Source organism: Psychrobacter namhaensis, from assembly GCF_016107545.1.
Classification (GTDB): Bacteria; Pseudomonadota; Gammaproteobacteria; order Pseudomonadales; family Moraxellaceae; genus Psychrobacter; species Psychrobacter namhaensis.
In genome coordinates this window covers 178,440-198,877 of sequence record NZ_JABASS010000002.1, presented here as the reverse complement: position 1 = coordinate 198,877, position 20,438 = coordinate 178,440, and the positions used below count along the sequence as shown (strand labels likewise).

Annotated in this window: 18 protein-coding genes; 4 read left to right on the top strand and 14 right to left on the bottom strand. The window is 45.2% G+C overall.

Going from position 1 to position 20,438, the window contains the following annotated elements:
* The first annotated feature begins 186 nt into the window (after positions 1 to 186).
* Positions 187 to 702: a hypothetical protein gene (locus tag JFC06_RS02770; protein WP_198333892.1), complete on the top strand. Its 516-nt coding sequence runs from the start codon at positions 187 to 189 to the stop codon at positions 700 to 702.
* Between the two features lie 298 nt (positions 703 to 1,000).
* Here JFC06_RS02770 and lpxC read toward each other — a convergent pair whose 3' ends face one another.
* The 13 genes from lpxC to JFC06_RS02710 all read right to left on the bottom strand — a co-directional run bounded on the left by lpxC (position 1,001) and on the right by JFC06_RS02710 (position 16,542).
* Positions 1,001 to 1,918: a UDP-3-O-acyl-N-acetylglucosamine deacetylase gene (gene lpxC / locus JFC06_RS02765; protein WP_193004779.1), complete on the bottom strand. Its 918-nt coding sequence runs from the start codon at positions 1,916 to 1,918 to the stop codon at positions 1,001 to 1,003.
* 198 nt (positions 1,919 to 2,116) lie between these two features.
* Positions 2,117 to 2,245 (bottom strand): hypothetical protein, encoded by a 129-nt coding sequence (locus JFC06_RS12325; protein WP_265088170.1) that lies wholly within the window; start codon positions 2,243 to 2,245, stop codon positions 2,117 to 2,119.
* Positions 2,246 to 2,264: 19 nt separating this feature from the next.
* Positions 2,265 to 3,464, bottom strand: a complete 1,200-nt coding sequence (gene ftsZ / locus JFC06_RS02760) for a cell division protein FtsZ (RefSeq protein ID WP_193005334.1) — start codon at positions 3,462 to 3,464, stop codon at positions 2,265 to 2,267.
* A 287-nt stretch (positions 3,465 to 3,751) separates the two neighbouring features.
* Positions 3,752 to 5,044, bottom strand: coding sequence for a cell division protein FtsA (gene ftsA / locus JFC06_RS02755; RefSeq protein ID WP_198333891.1), 1,293 nt, complete (start codon positions 5,042 to 5,044; stop codon positions 3,752 to 3,754).
* A 170-nt stretch (positions 5,045 to 5,214) separates the two neighbouring features.
* On the bottom strand, positions 5,215 to 6,006 hold the full coding sequence (locus JFC06_RS02750; protein WP_193005332.1) for a cell division protein FtsQ/DivIB: 792 nt from the start codon (positions 6,004 to 6,006) through the stop codon (positions 5,215 to 5,217).
* A gap of 626 nt (positions 6,007 to 6,632) precedes the next feature.
* On the bottom strand, positions 6,633 to 7,601 hold the full coding sequence (locus tag JFC06_RS02745) for a D-alanine--D-alanine ligase (RefSeq protein ID WP_198333890.1): 969 nt from the start codon (positions 7,599 to 7,601) through the stop codon (positions 6,633 to 6,635).
* 27 nt (positions 7,602 to 7,628) lie between these two features.
* The gene (murC, locus tag JFC06_RS02740) at positions 7,629 to 9,068 is read right to left on the bottom strand and encodes a UDP-N-acetylmuramate--L-alanine ligase (protein ID WP_193005330.1); all 1,440 of its coding nucleotides are present in this window, start codon (positions 9,066 to 9,068) and stop codon (positions 7,629 to 7,631) included.
* Between the two features lie 106 nt (positions 9,069 to 9,174).
* Positions 9,175 to 10,260, bottom strand: coding sequence for an undecaprenyldiphospho-muramoylpentapeptide beta-N-acetylglucosaminyltransferase (gene murG / locus JFC06_RS02735; protein ID WP_198333889.1), 1,086 nt, complete (start codon positions 10,258 to 10,260; stop codon positions 9,175 to 9,177).
* A 330-nt stretch (positions 10,261 to 10,590) separates the two neighbouring features.
* Entirely contained in the window at positions 10,591 to 11,562 is a 972-nt protein-coding gene (gshB, locus tag JFC06_RS02730; RefSeq protein WP_198333888.1) for a glutathione synthase, read from the bottom strand.
* Positions 11,563 to 11,673: 111 nt separating this feature from the next.
* Positions 11,674 to 12,378, bottom strand: coding sequence for an orotate phosphoribosyltransferase (gene pyrE / locus JFC06_RS02725; RefSeq protein WP_198333887.1), 705 nt, complete (start codon positions 12,376 to 12,378; stop codon positions 11,674 to 11,676).
* A 61-nt stretch (positions 12,379 to 12,439) separates the two neighbouring features.
* Positions 12,440 to 13,441, bottom strand: coding sequence for a hypothetical protein (locus JFC06_RS02720; RefSeq protein WP_198333886.1), 1,002 nt, complete (start codon positions 13,439 to 13,441; stop codon positions 12,440 to 12,442).
* Positions 13,442 to 13,474: 33 nt separating this feature from the next.
* Complete coding sequence (locus JFC06_RS02715; protein ID WP_198333885.1) at positions 13,475 to 14,332, bottom strand: SDR family oxidoreductase; 858 nt, start codon at positions 14,330 to 14,332, stop codon at positions 13,475 to 13,477.
* 41 nt (positions 14,333 to 14,373) lie between these two features.
* The gene (locus JFC06_RS02710) at positions 14,374 to 16,542 is read right to left on the bottom strand and encodes an Lnb N-terminal periplasmic domain-containing protein (protein ID WP_198333884.1); all 2,169 of its coding nucleotides are present in this window, start codon (positions 16,540 to 16,542) and stop codon (positions 14,374 to 14,376) included.
* A gap of 215 nt (positions 16,543 to 16,757) precedes the next feature.
* Between JFC06_RS02710 and ampD the strand changes: the two genes are divergently transcribed.
* From ampD to JFC06_RS02695, 3 genes are all read left to right on the top strand, one after another.
* Complete coding sequence (gene ampD / locus JFC06_RS02705) at positions 16,758 to 17,348, top strand: 1,6-anhydro-N-acetylmuramyl-L-alanine amidase AmpD (RefSeq protein ID WP_198333883.1); 591 nt, start codon at positions 16,758 to 16,760, stop codon at positions 17,346 to 17,348.
* A 136-nt stretch (positions 17,349 to 17,484) separates the two neighbouring features.
* Positions 17,485 to 19,035, top strand: coding sequence for a murein biosynthesis integral membrane protein MurJ (gene murJ, locus JFC06_RS02700; protein ID WP_198333882.1), 1,551 nt, complete (start codon positions 17,485 to 17,487; stop codon positions 19,033 to 19,035).
* A 121-nt stretch (positions 19,036 to 19,156) separates the two neighbouring features.
* A complete protein-coding gene (locus tag JFC06_RS02695; RefSeq protein ID WP_198333881.1) occupies positions 19,157 to 19,768 on the top strand; it encodes a hypothetical protein in 612 nt (203 codons plus the stop codon).
* On the opposite strand, the gene JFC06_RS02690 is transcribed toward JFC06_RS02695, so the two are convergent.
* The gene (locus JFC06_RS02690) at positions 19,765 to 20,382 is read right to left on the bottom strand and encodes a GNAT family N-acetyltransferase (RefSeq protein WP_198333880.1); all 618 of its coding nucleotides are present in this window, start codon (positions 20,380 to 20,382) and stop codon (positions 19,765 to 19,767) included. The genes JFC06_RS02695 and JFC06_RS02690 overlap by 4 nt on opposite strands.
* Between the last annotated feature and the right edge of the window lie 56 nt (positions 20,383 to 20,438).

Sequence of the window (20,438 nt, the reverse complement as noted above, 5' to 3'; positions counted from 1 at the left end):
AGAGGATATAATCATCAAACAAACATGATAAAATCCTTGTTACAACAGTTCGCTCTCTCTACAGAGTGACTAGTGCCAGTATTATCGTGCGTCTAGTCAACTGCCCCATAAATCGTCTGCTATATGTCGCTTTTCGCATGCCTGTTCTAAGTATCGAGTTTGTCACCTATTAGATGAGTCATTACGATGTCAAAAAAACAGCCTAATCGGCTTGCCCAGCTTATAGATCATCAAGCTTTTGCTGGTAGCGCACTACCTCAAACACTTGCTGATAACATGCGGCTATATATAGAAGCGACCAATGAAGTAAAAGAGCTATTGGTAGATTGTCTACCTGAGGAAATCCTCAATACCTGTTGGGTCGTAGGCTTAACCTCTGAGCAGTTAACACTCAGTGTCGGTTCGATGACTGCTGCGAATCACATCCGCTATTTACAAAGCGCTTATTTGCAAGTGTTAACAGAGCAGTCAATTACATTTAAACAACTCAAGCAAATTCGCGTCGTAGTAGCGAGAACATCGGCTGATAATTATTCATCTAAACAATCAACAGCGTTATCAGCAAGCTTATCGAAGCCTTGTAAAGCCAATGAAAATCAGGCCCTTAGCCAAAACACAAAGCGGACTATATCACAGGCCGCAGAGCATGTCACCACTGACGAAAACCTCAAAAAAGCCCTTTTGCGCTTGGTCAATCATTAGAAAACTTCGTATTACTATGTAAAGTTATGTAATTAAAAACCCAAAATGGCGCTACCAACGCTGGGTTTTTGTAATAGCGCAAACAAAAAAAATCATCTGTGGGTGCCATTCATATCATGAACAGCACCCACAGATGATTTATAAATCGCCTACAGCTTTTATACTCTCTACCCTAACGCATGATGGTTAAGATTAACTAAACAATATATTCATAATATTGAATATTATGAGAATGTAATTATCGCCTGATTATGTAATATTGCGTAAATGTTTCGATACTTCCTGTATATTCCTGTATTTATCCCTCAACAGCCAAACCTTCCATAGGCAAATACTGAATCGGACAGGTTACATTGTCATCAAAAGTTACAATTTCAAAATTATCAGGGTCAGATAATATCTCACGCACCAATAAATTATTTAAGGCATGTCCAGATTTGTAAGCGTTAAAACGGCCTAAAATTGGATAACCAATCAGATATAAATCTCCTAGCGCATCTAAAATTTTATGACGAACGAACTCATCGTTGAAACGCAAGCCCTCTTCGTTAAGAATATTGGCTTCATCGATGACGATAGCATTGTCCATACTGCCACCTAACGCTAAATTATTCTGACGTAAGGCTTCAATATCGCGTAAAAAACCGAAAGTACGAGCGGAACTCAACTGTTCAATAAAATTTTGCGTCGAGAACTGTAATTGGGCGTGTTGAAAGTTTTTATCGATGGCCGGATGATTAAAATCAATTTCGAAATTCAACTCAAACCCTTCGTAAGGGCGCAGTTCTGCCCATTTATCCTCTACTTTTACACGTACTGGTCGTACAATTTTTATAAACTTTTTTAAGGCATCCTGTTCACAGAACCCTGCGTCAAGTAACAGCGCAACAAACGGTGCAGCACTACCATCCATAATAGGGATCTCTGACGCCGATACTCGAATCAAGAGGTTGTCTACTCCAAGTCCGGCAATTGCACTGAGTAGATGCTCAACCGTACCAACACGTGTGCCGCCAAACACTAGGTTTGATGACATCATAGTGTCTTGTACTAAAAAGGCACTGGCTGGAATAGGCTTACTGCCTTCGATATCGGAGCGCTCGAAGACAATACCCGTATCAACGGGCTGCGGATGAAACTCTAAGTCAACAGGCTGACCACTATGAAGACCAATACCTGTAACAGCTATCGCAGTTTTTATGGTTCTTTGGTTCATGGCTGTTTTCTCACATATTTTGTTACAATTGCCATAGTGTACCATTACCTACCCTTAGTTCGCCATAGTTAAAACTCAATAATTTTCTTATCTCCTTGATTGATAACACTTATCGCCTATAACCCTTGATATTTTTTACCTTTTATTAACCTAATAATCGCTATGTAAACGGCTAAATTTACGCAAATATTTACAATTCTAAGTTGCCTTACCCCATGACTTGTTACAAGTGGCAGTAGCGCCGCCTACATAACCAAACGCCTTGTCAGTATAAAACGGATCGATCGGGCACAAAAAAGCCAGCGACTCAGCGCTGGCTTTTTGCATGCAAAAACACCTCAAACCATTATTTATTCTGTTGGCGCTTGAGATAGTCTTGAATACTGTTGGTTTTCGTTTTAGGCTGCTCTTGAGGCGCACTTGGGCGTACCGTACTGTCTTGATACATCTGCGCTTGCGACTGCTTTTGACTGTTTAGCGCACTGGTATGCACATTCGGATCGACAGGCTGAGTACTGTTTACAGAAGGAACTGGCTGCTCCACTACTTCAGGCTCTTGACCCGCATTTTCATCTAACGTCAAACCAGTTGCGATCACGGTTACATGCAAGTCGTCACCCATTTTTTCATCGATCACAGAACCATAGAAAATATGAGCTTCATCGATATCAGTGATTTCTTCCACTATTGCACTGATTTTACTCATCTCATCCAATGATAAAGATTCAGAAGAAATCACGTTGACCAATAAGCCTTTAGCATTTTCTAAACGTAAATCGTCCAGTAGTGGTGATCTAATGGCTTTTTCAGTTGCTTGACGCGCACGATCATCACCGCTAGCACGACCAATACCCATCATTGCATGACCTTTGGCTGTCATCGCGGTACGAATGTCGTTAAAATCGATATTGATCATACCTTCACTGGCGATCGTCTCAGCAATGCCCTGAACGGCATGTAGCAACACATCATCTGCCTTTTTAAAAGCATCTTGCATAGAGATGTTGCCGTAGACACTCATTAATTTATCATTTGGAATAGTAATGATAGAGTCCACGAAGTTGGTCAACTGCTCGATACCAGCTTTAGCCGCCTTGATACGTTTACCACCTTCAAACTTAAATGGAGTGGTGACGACCGCGACTGTCAGTACTTCCATTTCTTTGGCAATACGAGCAACCACTGGCGCTGCACCCGTACCCGTGCCACCGCCCATGCCAGCAGTAATGAACACCATGTCAGAGTGTTCAAGCAGGGCGCGAATGGCTTCTTCTTCGCTTTCTGCTGCTTCACGTCCAACTTCTGGATTAGCACCTGCACCTAGACCACGATTTGTTTTTGCGCCAAGTTGTAGTTTATGCGGAGCGGTTAAACGATCAAGCGCTTGTTTATCCGTGTTAGCACAGACGAACGTTACACCTCTAATTCCTTGTTGTACCATATGTTCAACCGCATTACCGCCGCCACCACCCACACCGAATACAGTGAAGCTCGCTTGGCCGTTATTTTGAAGCTGGTTATCATCTGGCATGGTGTATTTTGACATAAAAAAGATTCTCCAGTTGCAGATAGCGTAATGGTCGATACGTGGTAACGCACACATACGGCGCGCTATCGACACACTATATATAAATGTATTTAAATAAAACAGGACTATGGCTTAAATGATTCAGTGTAGACAAAATCTGTCGTCACCAATCAGGGTATTACTTCGAATGTTACTTAATTTTTTGCTCAAACCATTTGAGCGTACATTGCAAGATACTGTTTTTCTCAAGATTTACCTTTCTCAAGATTTACTTCCTAAAGACTTAGGTATCTAATGCCGCAAAACTACAGTATCTTTTTTAGCACGCTTGCAAACCGCTGTCCTGCACTTTGAAAAACACCCGTTACTCGATTTTTTTGAATCGCTTCAGGTTCACTTTTCTCACTACGGCGGAACTGCTCACTTTGGCTGTATAATAGTGTACCAAATGCTGTCTGATAAGCGCGATCATTGACCTGAATATTCAGTTGCTTAAATGACTCGTCATTGTCGAAGTGGTTATAAGCACTGATTGCAGGGTGAGTATTGGTTAATACCACGGGCATTTTGAGCAATTTTTTAGCAAAAGGTATCATGCCTTTGATGACGCTACCGCCGCCAGTAAGCACGATACCTTTATCAATGTATCCTATCAGATCAGCGTCATGCAATTGACGGGCAACTTCCGTAAATATCTGGATATAACGGGCTTCAATAATACGTGCTAGGTTATAGACGCCAATATTGATCTCATCATTTGTGCCTTGGGGCTTAAATATAAAAAATGAGCTGGGATCAACACTGTTGACATCGACAGTGCCATGCGTCTTTTTAAGTTTTTCAGCTTCGATCATTGAGATACCAAAGTCGGCTGAGATATCCATCGTCACTTCATGGCTACCCGTCGCAATACAATGGGTAAAAATCAGCTTATTTTCTTTATAAACGCAAATACTGGTGGTACTGGCACCAATGTCTACCAAACAGACCCCTTGCTGGCGCTCGTCGCTCATTAAACTGTACTCGGCACTAGTCACCGCATCAAACACGATATGATCAATGCCAACATCACAGCTTTGCAATAGTTTTTGGATGTTTTGGCGGCTGGAGACAGGCATCATCATCATGTGATACATCACAGTGATGTTATGCGCCATCATTTCAATCGCATCATCCACCATAAAGTCTTGCTCATCGACATAGATACCTTGCTGACAACAGTGCATCAAATAGTAATCCGATGACAGGTCACGTGACTTGGCATTGGACAACGCCTGCACCATGTCTTTGGCACGTACAACGTCATCTTCTACTCGCACATCGCCTGCACTGTTTTTGCTCGATAATTCAGGTGTTGCTAAGGTCAACCACACACTGTGGACGCGACAATTAGCCGTATCTTCTGCTTCTTGGATGGCTTGTTTGATAGCACCTTGCAGACGTTCACGATGTTTGATTTGACCTTGGTAAAAATCGCTGTTTTTGACTTGCCCTACGCCCAAAATACGAATGTCTTTTGCAGAGACAACGTTGCCAATGACGACATAAACTGCCGTGGCACTTAGATGGACAACAACCAGATTTTCAGTATTTTTCATGGTACCAGACAAATTATTGCTAAACAGGAAGTCCGAAGAGCTCCCCATTAGATCATTAAAAAAAGCGCTATCAATACGCTATGATGTTGTACATTTACTATTGTGTGCTATCAAAACGGCGCCATCTAAAGCAAACGCTCATCAGTTTTGCAAGCTACTATCCATCGCCATCATGATTCATCACTCTGTGGCTGAGTCATATCCCAAGCGATCGTAAAGCCGTTCTTATAACGCAAATCGACAGATTGTATCTCGTCCCGACGCTCTTTCAATTGGTTACCGAGCAACTGACTTAAACTCAAGAGCTTTTGCGCCGTGTTTTCATTATCGACAATGACCCGTAAGCCATTATCGAAACGAATCAGCCACGTCATTCTTGGCGACAAAATAATGTCTTCAACTTGTACACCAAGTGGCGCGTACCAATCATTGACTTGCTGCATTTGCTGCATAATAACGGGTGCTTGCGTGATCTCCCCTTGCAAGGTAGCAAAGCGTTCTTGCGTTAGATCTTCACTGTCAGCTGGAACAAAAACGTTACCTTTTGCATCAACCAAACGCTCCGTCCCAAAATTAGCAACTGCTTGCTTGGGTAGTGCAGTCACCACGATACCGCGTTGCCAGTCACGAGAGACGCTCACTTGATCAACCCAAGCCAGTCCAGTCGTAATATCTCTTAATGCTTGCAAATCAGAGGTAAAAAAACTGCTTACCTTCTGCTGATCCATAACCTGTTGTAATGAGCGATATTGAGTAACTGTCAAGCCTTGATTGCTGACATGAATGGCGGCTGGAGGCGCATCACGTAACGCTTTACCACCCATTATCAATATTAGCACTAACAACCCTAACACCAGTACCATAAAAAAATATTTGACCGAAGTCGGTACTTGCAGCTTAGAGTTTGGGCGACGGGTTTTATCACTCATCAAGTCAGTTACCTCGTTGACAGTTTGAGCCATAACGACCTTTGTCCCTGTATTTGCATAGAAATAATCATGCTATTTATTGATGTAAGTCTGCATATCTTGCAGAGGCCTATTAAATATCGCGCGTTAAAACGTTTTAAAAACAAGGCGGTGCTGCTGGTTTGGCCTGTTTGTGGCTTGGTCATAGCTGCAAACCGTGTCTAAACATTGATATTCATCGTACCTGTCGAATAGAAAACACAAATAGGAAACGCCAACAGAACACGACGGACGACCAACGTATCGCCTTTACTATAATATGGCTATATATTAGCAAAATCGTTAGATAAAACGATTTATTTCGTGTCATTACTCTCATTTAAACGTAACATTTTTCTTAATTAACACAACACACATAAGCTGTAGCGATAGAAACTATACATATCACGAGAATAGACCAATAATTACAATATTAACGTATTTTATGGTCAAACAATAGCCTAACCCTGCCTAGTGACAATGAATTTACACAAGTTTACACGACGCTGTGGTATAGCAGCCCTAGTGACACATTGCCCTGCTCTTACTCATTGTGATTCACTCACTATCAACACAGCTTGGCGGTGATTATTTGACTATTTACTAATGGGCTGCTTATTAATGGGTACATTAGAAAGCCACTATAGTGTCTGCGCTAAAATGTGCCAGCACAACGCATCAAAGTCCATACCTCGAGCCTTAGCCGCCATCGGTACTAGGCTATGACTGGTCATACCGGGTACCGTGTTGATTTCGAGTAACCAAAAATTGCCTGCTTCATCTTGCATGGCGTCAATACGCCCCCATCCTTTTGCATCAACGGCTCGAAAGGCAGCAAGGCTTAACGCCTGCAAATGTTTTTCCTCAGCATCACTCAACCCGCACGGGATATAGTAGCTGGTATCGTTACGATTGTATTTGGCTTCAAAATCATAAAAATTTGTGATGTCAGCAGGCTCAAGACGGATGATAGGGTACGCCTCATCATCGATAATCACAATCGTAAACTCACGGCCAGTTATCCAGCGCTCCGCCATCACTTCATCACCGCACTGCACTGCAGTGGCATAGGCAGCAGGAAGCTCGTCGAGATTGTTAACCTTCGTCATGCCAATGCTAGACCCTTCATGTACAGGCTTAATGATCAGCGGCAGCCCTAGCATATTGACCACTTGCTGCCAGTCAGTATCAGCCGTTAGCAACGAAAATGGTGCCGTTGCTAAGCCGCAACCTTGCCATAGCTGCTTGGTGCGGACTTTGTCCATGCCAAGTGCTGATGCCAAAATACCTGAACCGGTCTGCGGAATCTCAAACCATTGCAGGACCCCTTGTAACAAACCGTCTTCGCCGCCACGACCATGTAAGACATTAAACACGCGATCATACGCCCGTAGCTCAGTAATATCTTGGTGCTTAGGATCGAAATGCGTGGCATCGACGCCTTGGTTTTGTAGTGCTTGCAATACTGCCGCCCCACTGTCTAAAGACACGCTACGCTCATTACTACTACCGCCATAGACGACAGCTACTTTACCAAAGCAGCTAGCATCCTTTACGTGACTGCTCGTGTTATCTAACTTTGTATTTTCTTGCGTGTTATTCGTCGTCATGAGGATCGTTCCTAAAAGTTTTTTAACTTACTGGATATAAAGGTTGTTAGCAGCCAAATCGACAGCGATTTGCCCCACATTCCCCGCACCTTGCGTGATAAGCATGTCATTGGCTTTTAACAAGCGCTGCATAACAGGTGCCAGATTGTTTTTATCAATAATCGTTGGTTCAACTTCACCGCGCAAACGAATACTACGGGCTAATGATTTGGTATCAGCGCCTGTAATCGGGCTTTCTCCTGCTGAATATACTTCTAATAGTAATAGCTCATCAACGCTAGAAAGCACCTCAACAAAATCATCATAGCAATCACGCGTACGGCTGTAACGATGGGGCTGAAACAGCATGACTAAACGACGATCAGGGAAGCTCTGGCGCGCCGCCTTGATGGTGGCAGCGACTTCTTTTGGATGATGACCATAATCATCGATTAACAAAACGTTGCCATCATCAATATCTACAGACGCATGCTGCTCAAAGCGGCGGCCAACCCCTTCAAATTTTTGCAGAGCGCGTTTAATCGCCTCATCATCTACCCCTTCATCGGTCGCCATGGTGATAGCAGCAAGGGCATTATAGACATTGTGAGTCCCTGGTATGTTTAGCGTCAAACGTAAGGGATCACGGTCACGGCGCAATACCGTAAAGTGCGTCTTAGTACCTTCCGTGACCAAATCGACGGCTTGGACATCATTGAACGGCTCAAGTCCAAAAGTGAGGACTGGGCGGCCAATATCATCAATCATCGCATATAATTCTGGATCATCACCGCACACGACTGCCAAGCCATAAAACGGCATATTGTGTAAAAACTGAATGTAAGCCGCTTTTAATTTCTCAAAGCTGTTGCCATAAGTTTCCATATGGTCTTGATCGATGTTGGTCACAATCGCTGCCATCGGACGCAGCGATAAAAAAGATGCGTCAGATTCATCCGCTTCTGCCACCAAAAAACGACTACTACCCAGCGCGGCATTTTTGCCAGAGGCGTTCAACTTACCGCCAATCACATACGTCGGATCAAGCTGCCCTTCTGCCATCATCGTGGTCAGCAAACTGGTCGTTGTGGTCTTACCATGCGCACCAGCAATTGCAATACCATGACGATAGCGCATCAACTCACCCAGCATATCCGCGCGGCGTACCACTGGCAGGCGTGCCTCAAGTGCGGCTTTTACTTCTGGGTTGCTACGATCAATCGCTGACGATACAACAATGACATCCGCATGGGCGATGTTTTTAGAGTCGTGACCAATCGATATTTTAATGCCAATCTGCTGTAGACGCTGAGTAACCAAGCTGTCAGCGATGTCAGAACCACTTACTTGATAGCCTTGGTTGTTCATGACTTCCGCGATACCGCACATCCCCGATCCACCAATACCGATAAAATGCAGATGCTGAATACGGCGCATCTCTGGTATTTCAATTAAACGCTTGGGTAGAGCTTTCGCAGAGGTAGACATAGAATTTCTCGTTATTAAAGACGAATAAGTTAAAGGCAAATAAAATTTAGTGCATCAAAATAATGTGTTATGTGAGCTATAGGAATCACCAGCTCTAAAATATAAGCTAAAGAGTTTGCCAAATAATATCAGCAACTTGCATACTGGCACGCCGATTAGCAAGGGCATGACCTTTTTTTGCCATCTCTAAGCAAGTACGGCGATCAAGTGCAGCAAGCTCCTGACTTAAGCGCTGAGCTGTCAACTCTGATTGCGGTAATAAAGTCGCCGCCTCGTGCGACGTTAAAGTGCGAGCGTTGGCGGTTTGATGGTCATCAACCGCATGCGGCAGTGGTACAAAAATAGCGGCAATCCCCACATTTTGGATTTCGGTGACCGTCAACGCGCCAGCTCGGCAAACAATAACATCAGCCCAATTATAAGCCGCAGCCATATCATCAATAAATGGCTGTACAATGAACTGATGAGCACTTAAATCTTCAGCAGCATAAGCCGCTTGCGTCGCTGTCTCATTATTGCGTCCACACTGATGGCGCACGTCAAAAGGTCGTTCTAACAGCGCCAGCGCTTTTGGGACAGTATCATTTAATACTCGCGCACCAAGTGATCCACCCACGACTAGTAGCTTAAGTGGTGAGTCATCATTCATATCATAGCGTGCCACAGGCTCGACCACACCAGTAATGGCATTGCGCACGGGGTTTCCTACTGTTTCCAGCTTTGCGCCTTGCTCACTGCTGTCAAAGGTATGCTCAAAAGCTTGCAACACCTTGGTTGCAATTTTGGATAGATAGCGATTACTCATCCCAGCGATGGCATTTTGCTCATGAATAACAAGCGGGGTTTTTGTCAAACGTGCCGCAATGCCGCCAGGTGCCGTCACATAACCACCAAAGCCAACGACCACATCGATCTGATTGCTGCGAATAATTTTGATGGTCGCCATCGCAGCTGACAACAAAGTCACCGGCAATTTTAGCAAGCGCCCTACGCCCTTACCACGCAGCCCTTGCATATCAATAGCATGAAACTCATAGCCAGTCGGTTTAACCAGCCCGTTTTCCATGCCACTTGGCGTCCCTAACCAATGGATAACCGCACCGCGCTGAGTCAATTCTTCAGCAACTGCTAGGGCTGGAAATACATGCCCGCCTGTACCAGCAGCCATCATTAGTATATGCGGTGTTTTCATGAACGTCTGCCTATCTTTTCTTTATGTATATGAAGGACTTATTATCCTATAACCCGCTCAGTTATCGTCGGATAAGGACCCTGTAAAAGCCCGCATAGTATAGTGTAAATCGAGGGGCGATATATAGCACTTTATGCATCGTCAATAACAAAAATCCAAGCCGTGAGCAATCGCGGCTTGGCTTTAGTGAATACTGCAAAACAACCATCCCCACGTCATTTTCTAACAACGTTTTAAGAGGCGCGTTTTAACGATGTATCTTAGCACAACTGTTTTTTGCGCATTGTGTTCATACCTTAGGGATAAATTACTCTAGTATTGCAGCTTGGCTCAAATCGCCAATTTATTCTCAATGGCCATGATAAAATCTGTCGCAATGTTTGTACCGCATTGATCGTCAATTTCACGTACACAAGTCGGACTGGTGACATTAATCTCAGTAATCCGGCCGCCGATTAGATCCAGACCAACAAACATCAGACCTTTCTCTTTTACAATGGGTGCGACCACTTCTGCCACTTGACGTTCGATGTCGGTCAATGGCATGGCCACGCCGCTACCACCAGCGGCAAGATTGCCACGCGTCTCGCCTTTGCTGGGAATACGCGCCAAGCTATAATCAATCACGACGCCATCGACAATTAACACGCGCTTATCGCCTTCTTTGATCTCAGGCAAATAACGCTGTGCCATAATTGGTAGCGTCTCAAGCTCCGTCAAAATCTCAAGTGTCACGCCGATATTGGGGCTATCAGCCGTTAAACGGAAGATACCTGTACCGCCCATACCATCTAGTGGCTTGACAATAACGTCCTGCTGCTCCTCGATAAACTGGCGAATGTGCGCCTGTTTACTGGTGACAATCGTCGGGCTCATATAATCGCTAAACCAAGTAGCAAATAGCTTCTCGTTGCAATCTCGTATCGCTTGTGGATCATTAACCACAAGCACACCTGCCGCTTTGGCGTGGTCAAGCAGGTAGGTTGCATAAATAAAACGCATGTCAAAGGGCGGATCTTTACGCATTAAAATCACGTCATAGTCGCTGACCGGACCTGTTGATACGTCGCCTAACGTATAAAAATATTGAGGATCACGCCTTACCGTAACAGGTTGCGTATCAACCATCAATTGGCCACGATCCAACCATAAATCATGAACCTGACAATAACCTAGCTGGTGTCCGCGATCTTGAGCGGCCCACATCATTGCAAGGCTAGTATCTTTTTTATAATTAACCCGCTCAATTGGGTCCATAATAATGAGGATGTTTAAGGATTTTTTTTGATTTTCTGCGCTCATGGTAAGGCTCACTTACGTTGTCCTATAAATAGATAAATACAAGCGACGCTATCGCAGCGTCTCGTTCTCTTAGCCAATAAAAGTATCGCCTATAAAACGTTCTATAACAAACTATACGCCATACTGCTCACGATAGTGCTGCATTTTTGCCAGCTGGGTAGCATCTTTATATTGACTGTTTTTATCTGCCAAATAGCTGATTAAATCATCGATATCGACTAAGGCGCGTACAGGAACTTGTAGTGTTGCAGCAAGCTCTTGAATAGCAGAATGCTCCGCCTGACCTTTTTCTTTACGGTCAAGGGCAACGATGATACCAGCAACGCTTGCCCCCGCTTGTTCTAAAATCTCGACCACTTCACGCATGGCCGTGCCTGCTGTAATAACATCATCAAGCACCCAAACCGCTTTGCCACTGACATCCGCCCCCACTAAATTACCGCCTTCACCATGGGTTTTGGCTTCTTTGCGATTGTAACCCCATTTGGCATTGATACCATGGTGAAGCCATAGTGCCTGCGCCGTTGCTGCCACAAATGGTATGCCCTTGTAAGCTGCGCCAAAGACAACCAGCTCTTGCTCATTACTGTCGCCATTTGTCGCCCTTATTTGCTCAGCTAGGGCATCCGCATAACCGCGCGCCAATAGCGATAACATCTCACCTGTGGCAAGCAGGCCTGCATTAAAAAAGTATGGGCTGATACGGCCAGACTTGAGTACAAACTCGCCAAACTTCAGCACTTGATTGTCCAAAGCCAGCTGAATAAAAGCATGAGAGGAAAAAGATGGGTTTTGAGCATGTTGAACGTTAGGCATTGTGACTTTCCTATTAGCAAAAAGAAGGGCAAAAAATTTGCATTATTGTACGCATTACAGGTCAGCTTGACCAACCATTGATGTCATAATCTTGCATATTAGGATAACGAGTCAACAAACCACTGCGTGATGACACATTAAAATAACACTCTCCATCAGCCCGCACTTGTATGTCCCAGCCTAGATGATAAGCAGCCACAATAATATGCCCTGCAAAAACCCGTATCTGACGGTACGCATGGCGCTGTGATGGCTCAAGACCGATTTGACTGAGCAGATAGCTGCGCACGTGCTGACAGAGCTGCGCCGCGCTATAGCGCTCATTGATACTTTTACGCGTACTACACTGCTTTAGCGCATGGACGGCGACGCTACACGCCATAATATCGGTAGCCAAGCTGCCCTCCCCTGTCTCAAACTGCTGCGGCTGCAATATTACTTGCCAGTCATCTGCATACAGACTACTGAGTAGCTCGTCAGGATTATAACGTTTGGTCAATGCGCGCAGAGAAGAAGTCGCCATGTTTTTAGTATTGATACCCGCACTGTTGATGGTTTTTGCTGGACTATCGATCTCGGTGAAGCCATAACGATGCAATGTTGGATAAGCGCGAATCGCTGGTTGGATGTCTGACATGTCCAACAAGTTCATGTGATTTAATGCCGATAATAGCGACTGCTCGCTATTATTGTGATAAAAGCTGGCTGGCAGTTCGACAAGCTTTGCTGCCCTTAACAGTGACAAATGCTCAGCCAAAGCTTCTGACGCAATCAATCCCCATTTAGACAAGCTATCATCACAAGGCTGATAAAACCGCACTGAATGGCCATAGAGCCTACGCAATTGGCCATTTAGCCGCCGCGTTGGCTCTGGAATATCAGACAAAGACCTCGCTGGGTCTACAGGAGACTGATTGGGGTCAAAATTAGGATGTACAATTGCAGGCTGCTTATTATCAGACAAAATAGACGACTGCTTAACACTGCCTTCTATAGGCTTACTCTCTACTGAGGTAAAGTCAGCACTGGGTAAGCGGTTATCAGAAGTAGAAGGCTGGGTCATGAAATCTCCATAGGCTATCAAATATAAAACCGATTAAATCGAACTGTCGTCTGACTGCTGGTGACGCAAAATATCAGCGTAACCGACTTGCCAATCAGGATAATCCAGCCAAGCTAATGGAATGTTGCTGTGTAAACGCTTTCCTGTCACTGCTGTTTTTTTATGATCAATCTCAGGAGGCAGCTCGCCAACTTGCTTACTGAGCCAAGCCGTCAGCTCAAAAGTCGTGACTGGCATGTAGTCCGTGGCCAGATAAATAGATTTTGGTGCATCGCAGGTCAATACATTGATAATGATGTTGACCAAATCACAATCCATAATACGATTGCTCCAATGCGCGGCTGCCACTGGCTCTTTTTTTGGTTCTTTGACTTTACGCAAACGCATGAGGCGATCTGGCCCATAAATCCCGCTCGGACGAATGACAATCGCTTTATCACCGAACCCTTGTTGCAGGGCTTGCTCTGCTTGTAGTATGACTTTTGATGACTCACGTTCTGGTGTCATCGGCGCGGTATATGCATCAATCCATTCACCGTTATTTTGACCATAAACCCCCGTTGAGGAAATAAAAATAACACGCTCAAGCTGGGTTAGTTTATCGGCATATTTGGCAACATGTTGAGTGACGGCCAAATAGCTATTGTGATACCCACTGGTTGAATACTCATCAGGGGTCACAATGATCGCAATATGCGTAAAATCTTGCAATTGCTCAGCCTTGAGTGTCACAGCATCGGCCTGCATAAAAGCGGCTTTGTCACTCAACGCGTACTGATGACGCTCACCCCGTGCCAGTCCCGTGACGTTTAAGCCGTTCTGCGCAAGCTTATTGGTCACCGGTAAGCCGATATCACCTTGTCCAATAATCAGGAATTTTTGAGTGCTCATAATCCATCCTACCCTTTGCCAAACGTGTAAAAGCCAAACATCTAAAAATATCGTCTATAGGACAACTGTATATCATCATTAACGGCGAGGCGCTCTTGCCAATCGTAGTTGGTATTAATACGCAAGGCTTGTTTTTTATCAAAATCGTATTGTAGTCCTAAAGTCGATATCGGCTGCCAATAATGACCACGGACATCGGGTGCATCACTGCTGCCATGATACCAATATGGCAGTTGCAATTCAGCCTGCACGCGTAACTGATTGTTAATCTGATAACGACAACCTAGGTTTACCCCTGCTCCTACACGATAGCCTTTATTGAGACCACGTCCAGCTTGCGTCGTCCCTGATAACAAGGTATAGCATAGTTGTGGCGGCATCTCACCCGTGTTTTTTCTAGGCGTACCAAAAGCCCACGACCAACCCGTCTCATAACCCAAACTGCCCACTAAATGATCGGTGCCATCTTGCTGCGAGCCGTCATCAACGCGCGTGGCCTCGATAGTCGCCCCCCACGTTTTACCTTTTTTGGCAGAATTAACGGGGTTAAAAGAGCGACCACGCACCAAAGTAAGATTCTGCAAGACCACACTGTCTGGTTGATAATCCCTATTGTGGACGCTATTGTCATCTTTGTCATACAGACGCACAGTGACAGCGGCGCCTTCTAAATCGAAAAACTGGGGAAATCCTGCGGGACGGTCGAGAAAATCATGGTAGCCTGCCCGCACCCCAACATCGATATAATTATTATCGCCACGTTGGCCGATACCGACATGACCAAGTTGCAGCGGATGCCTGTCGATTGGATTGTTGTCCGATACCGCAATACGGCGCTGCAGTAAGGTTTGCTTGTCGCTTGACATACTTGAAATAGGATTAAGCCGCGCCGATTTGATTTCATGAAAAGTCTGCTTTGCACTATTGTGATAGCCTAACTGCTCACGCTGTTGTTTAACTGCATTAAGCTGGGCTTGGCGTAACGTGCTATCAGCAGGCGTATAGTTGGTGCGGGCGAGCAGACCTTCGTTATCGAGTAACTGCACGACATCTGATGGAATGACGACATAAGGCAGTTGGCTCAACAGATGTTGCTGCGGGCGTACCACGTCAATTAAGCGTAAAATCTCAGAGGCACAGTTATCAGTGGCAAAATAATAAGGCATCTCTAGACCTTTGGTTTCCCAAACATGACGCATGATTTGTTGCCCCTCACTTGGGGACAAATCCAATTGATACGTCCACGCATCACGCTCGTCATCTTGTAGGTATTTGGCGAGTTTTTCTGGATAAGGGTCAATTTCGATGGCGTTATCATAGCTACCAATCATAGATTTGATGGCATACACTACAAAGCTATCAGCGGGATCACCGCCCACTGTGTAATTGAGGGCATAAGCATGATGAATTTGACTCGGATCAGCCGCGCTTGCTTTTGAGTCGATACGTAATAACGTATGAGCGAAAGCAGAGGTAGGATTGTCCAAATACTCTTGCGCAAACATAATAGACAGCTGCTCAGGGGCGAGCTTCTTAATCCATTCATCAAACTCAGGACAGTCAGCCATCAGATCGCTCTCAGAAATGTTCAACGTTTCGCTCAGCCAATGTACGCGCGCTGGAAAACGGCACAGTACCGAATTGCTGTTTTGAGAGCGACTGTTTAGAGAGCTACTATCACCTGTTTGAGCCGTATTGTGCGCCGTGATTGTCAGCTCGTCCGCGAGGGCAACAAGCATCGCATCAAGCTCTGCGCCTGAATCTTGCTGACCATTTTTACTTAAAAAAAAGTTGGCGTCATCAACGACACTGACACCTTTATTTTTACCCAAGAAGCCTTTTTGGTCATCAAAGAAATACAATAAACGCCGCCACGTTGTATGCTGTGCCAGATTTTCTGTTTTTACCTGTTCACGCCAGTTGGCCAATAACTCTTCAGCCTGACTTTTTTGTCTGGCTTGAGCATTTTGCCCCTCTGAAATCTCTGTTTGAACACGAGGGTATGCTGCGGTATTAGCAGTCTCATCTACCACGGCACTATTTGACATAGGTGCTAATTCCCCTGTTGTCACTAGCGATAGCGGCGTCGGCAAAAAGGCCTGCGTTTGGGCAGAGAGGAGTAGTCCTGCAACAGCAAATGGTAAACGTGCTCGCTGGCGAATTGTCGTTAAGGTACAATCGACAGGTAGAGAAATAGGCTTTATAGACATGGGGGCAAAACCTCGCACGTTATTGTTCACACGCCGATAGCGTCATTATTGGCTGATGAGTAGTGTCTGCTGGTACCATCATTTAAACCATCTACAAAATATCTACGACTGAGATTGGTTCAGCGTTTAGCTCGTGTTTACAACTGTTTTATAAGCAATCATTAGATAAAGGTTTAAGCTGCGTACTTGTTAACACCTTTTTAAAAGAGAAGATTATGTCCATATCATCACCAATGACCATTAATGCTGGTCGGTTATCAGCAGCGACATGGCTTGCGTCACCTAACTGCAATGGGCGACCAGCAGACTCAAGCGTTGATACCATCGTCATTCATAATATCAGCTTACCACCCAATGAGTTTGGCGTGTGCGGTACTGACGGCGTCCACTATGTTAAGGCCTTGTTTACCAATCAGTTAGATTGGCATGCCCATCCTTATTTTGAGACCATTCAAGGCTCAGAAGTGTCGGCGCACTTATTTATCGAGCGTGATGGGAGCATCACTCAGTTTGTCAACTTTGACGAACGGGCGTGGCATGCCGGTAGATCCAGCTATCTTGGCCGACCTGAATGTAACGATTATAGCATTGGCATTGAGCTTGAAGGGTCAGATTTTGTGTCCTTTAGCACCGCACAGTATGACACGCTTGCTCAAGTTATCACTGCCATATACGATGCTTATCCGAAAACACGTCGTCATCTGACAGGGCACAGTGATATTGCGCCGGGTCGTAAAACCGACCCTGGAGACTATTTTGAATGGGTCAAGTTGCGTGAGCTGATCGCTAAGAACCTTGAGAAGTAATGCCTACTAATAGCACCGACCGTTTCCCCATTCAATTTATTTATCTCTGTTATGAAAGTGCTATAATTCGTCAGTTTTTCGACCCCCGTAAATCAGTACACAACCATTAGTAAACAACTTGGCACAATAGGTTCTCATGGCAAAAAGTCGGTTATTTCGTTCAACCATGGTGGTCAGTAGCATGACCATGCTGTCTCGTATCTTAGGTCTGGTACGCGATGTCGTATTGTTAGGTGTCTTTGGCGCTGGTGGTCTGATGGATGCCTTTTTGGTCGCCTTTAAGATACCCAATTTTTTGCGGCGTCTGTTTGCAGAAGGCGCATTTAGCCAAGCTTTTGTACCGGTATTATCTGAGTATAAAGAAAAATACAGCTTACAGCAGGTACAGATTTTAGTCAGTCGCACCTCAGGGGCGCTGTTACTGGTTCTCTCCATGCTCACCGTGGTGGTCATCTTGATCGCGCCTTGGGTCGTGACTTTGTTTGCACCAGGCTTTGCCGACCAACCCGATAAGTTCGCCATCACCGCTGAGTTGCTGCGCTTAACCTTCCCTTATTTACTGTTTATTTCCATGACGGCTTTTGCTAGTGGCATCCTGCAAAGTTATGGCCGTTTTGCCGCTCCCGCCTTTGCTCCGGTTCTATTAAATTTATGTATGATTGGCGGCGCGCTGATCTTTGCTCCGATGTTCGATACCCCCATCATGGCCCTTGGCTATGCCGTCGCGTTCGCTGGACTGCTGCAATTTTTGATACAACTGCCTCAGCTATGGCAACAAAAACTGCTGGTCGCTCCAAAAGTGGATTTTCAACATGAAGGCGTTCGCCGTATTTTAAAGCTCATGCTACCTGCTATTTTTGGTGTCTCTGTCACCCAGATTAACTTGCTGCTCAATACTGTTTTTGCCTCATTGATGATTGGCGGCTCGGTATCTTGGCTGTATGCGGCAGAGCGTATGAGTGAGCTACCGTTAGGACTGATTGGTGTCGCAATCGGTACCGTTATTTTGCCAAGCCTATCGAAAAGCGAAGCCCAAAAAGACGACGTCAGCTTCAAAAAGACCATCGATTGGGCCGCACGCTTGATTATTTTGGTGGGCGTTCCTGCCTCGGCCGCCCTTTTTATACTGGCAGACGTACTGATGCAAGCATTGTTTTTGCGGGGTGAGTTTACCTTGCGCGATGCGCAAATGAGCTCGCTGGCGCTGCGTAGTATGGCTGGTGGCATCTTAGGGTTTATGCTCATAAAAATATTTGCGCCGGCATTTTTTGCGCGTCAAGATACCAGAACGCCCGTAAAAATCGGTATTATTTCCGTTTTTGCCAACATGGTTTTTAGTGTCATTTTTATTGGCATATTTTATTTATTAGAGATACCCCTGCATGGCGGTCTAGCATTGGCAACTACTGGGGCCGCATTTGTAAACGCAGGCTTGTTATATTATTTCTTACACAAGCGTGACATCTTCCGCTTTGGCAGCCACTGGAAAAAGCTATTTGCCCAGTTCGCGGTCTCTACGGGTGCGATGGTGGGGGTTCTTTATCTCATATTGCCCTACTTCCCAACCGATGATGCCCAATGGCGACGCATCGTGGCCTTACTTATCATGTGTGCGGTAGGGGCACTGGTTTACGGCGCGGTGTTATTGGCAACAGGTTTCCGTCCCCGCCACTTAAAACACGGGTAAAAGGTCAAATAAGAGATTGGCTTACGAAACCAAAACAAGCTTAGTATGAGAATTGATAGTTAACGCGGCCAATAGTTGCCATAATTGACTCCTAATGAATAACTGAACATTGAGGTTCTATATGACAACCAAACCGCTCTCATTGCCACGCTTACCAATCATACTTGCTACTGGGGTCTTAAGCACGAGTCTACTTTTAAGTGGTTGTAGCAATAATGATACGGTAGAACCAGAGGTCGATACTGAAAATACGGCAGCCGTCACTGCAAACAATACCGACACCGACAATCAAGCGCCGACAGTGAGTGCGGATAACACCGTTGAAAATGAGACAATAGCTGATCCTGTGACAGATGAAGCCATCATTGATAATGATGACTTAAGCCCAGTCGCTTCCTCAACCGAGCAAAAAAGCCTAGTCACCAATCCGACCCAGTCTGGTACTCCTGAAGACACTGTTAAGCAAGCCCTAGACAGCTTATACTACGGCGATGCAAAAAAAGCCGCAGAATACTACAAAGTCGATATGGCAAACTTCGAAGAAGAGCTTGCCAAAACTCAATCTGCTTTTAGGCAAACAGTTGATGGCGTCACCATCACTGATACCAAATATAACGACGATAAGACCCATGCTACCATTGTAGGTGAGCTAATGCTAAAAGGCCAAAGTGAGCCTGCACCGCTGACTTACGAGCTACAAAAGATAGCGGGACAATGGAAAATTTTAGGCTAAAGTGCCTCGCTATCCGTATCTGACTCCACAGCTTTGCCAAGCATCACCACATCAGCGATAAAACCTTGCATGTCACAAACTTTTGGCATGTACCCCCACTGCACAAACCCAAGCTTACGGAATAGACCTAAGCTTGGCTGGTTGTGAGCAAAGACCAGTGCGACGATATTGTGTATGCCGAGGCTTGGCGCTTGCGCGAGCATCCAGCGTGTCAATAAGCTACCTAACCCTTGGCCATGATATTCTTTATGTAGATAAATACTGATCTCAGTACTGATATGATAAGCCGTACGCGCATATAAATCACTAAAGCTCCCCCACGCTACGATAGGCAATGTCGCTACTGGTGCCATAGTTTCAGCGCCTGTGACCCTGGCTCGAACCGTGTAAATAGGACGCGTTGGACTGTTTAAATGCTCAGTAAACCACTCACCCCGTTCCTCGCAAGTGACTGGGACGAGATTGGCGGTTGCTTGTTTGCCCGCGATACTTTGGTTGTAAATAGCCAAGATTTCGGGTAAATCCTCTTTATTGGCACGCTGTACAATAAACTGATCGTTGAGCTTGTCTGTTGATAACACAGACGGTACGGCGTTCAAAGCGACCTCGGACATAGAACCTCCAAAATTAATGTCATTCTTTATCATCATTTGTTGACCATCCGCACTGT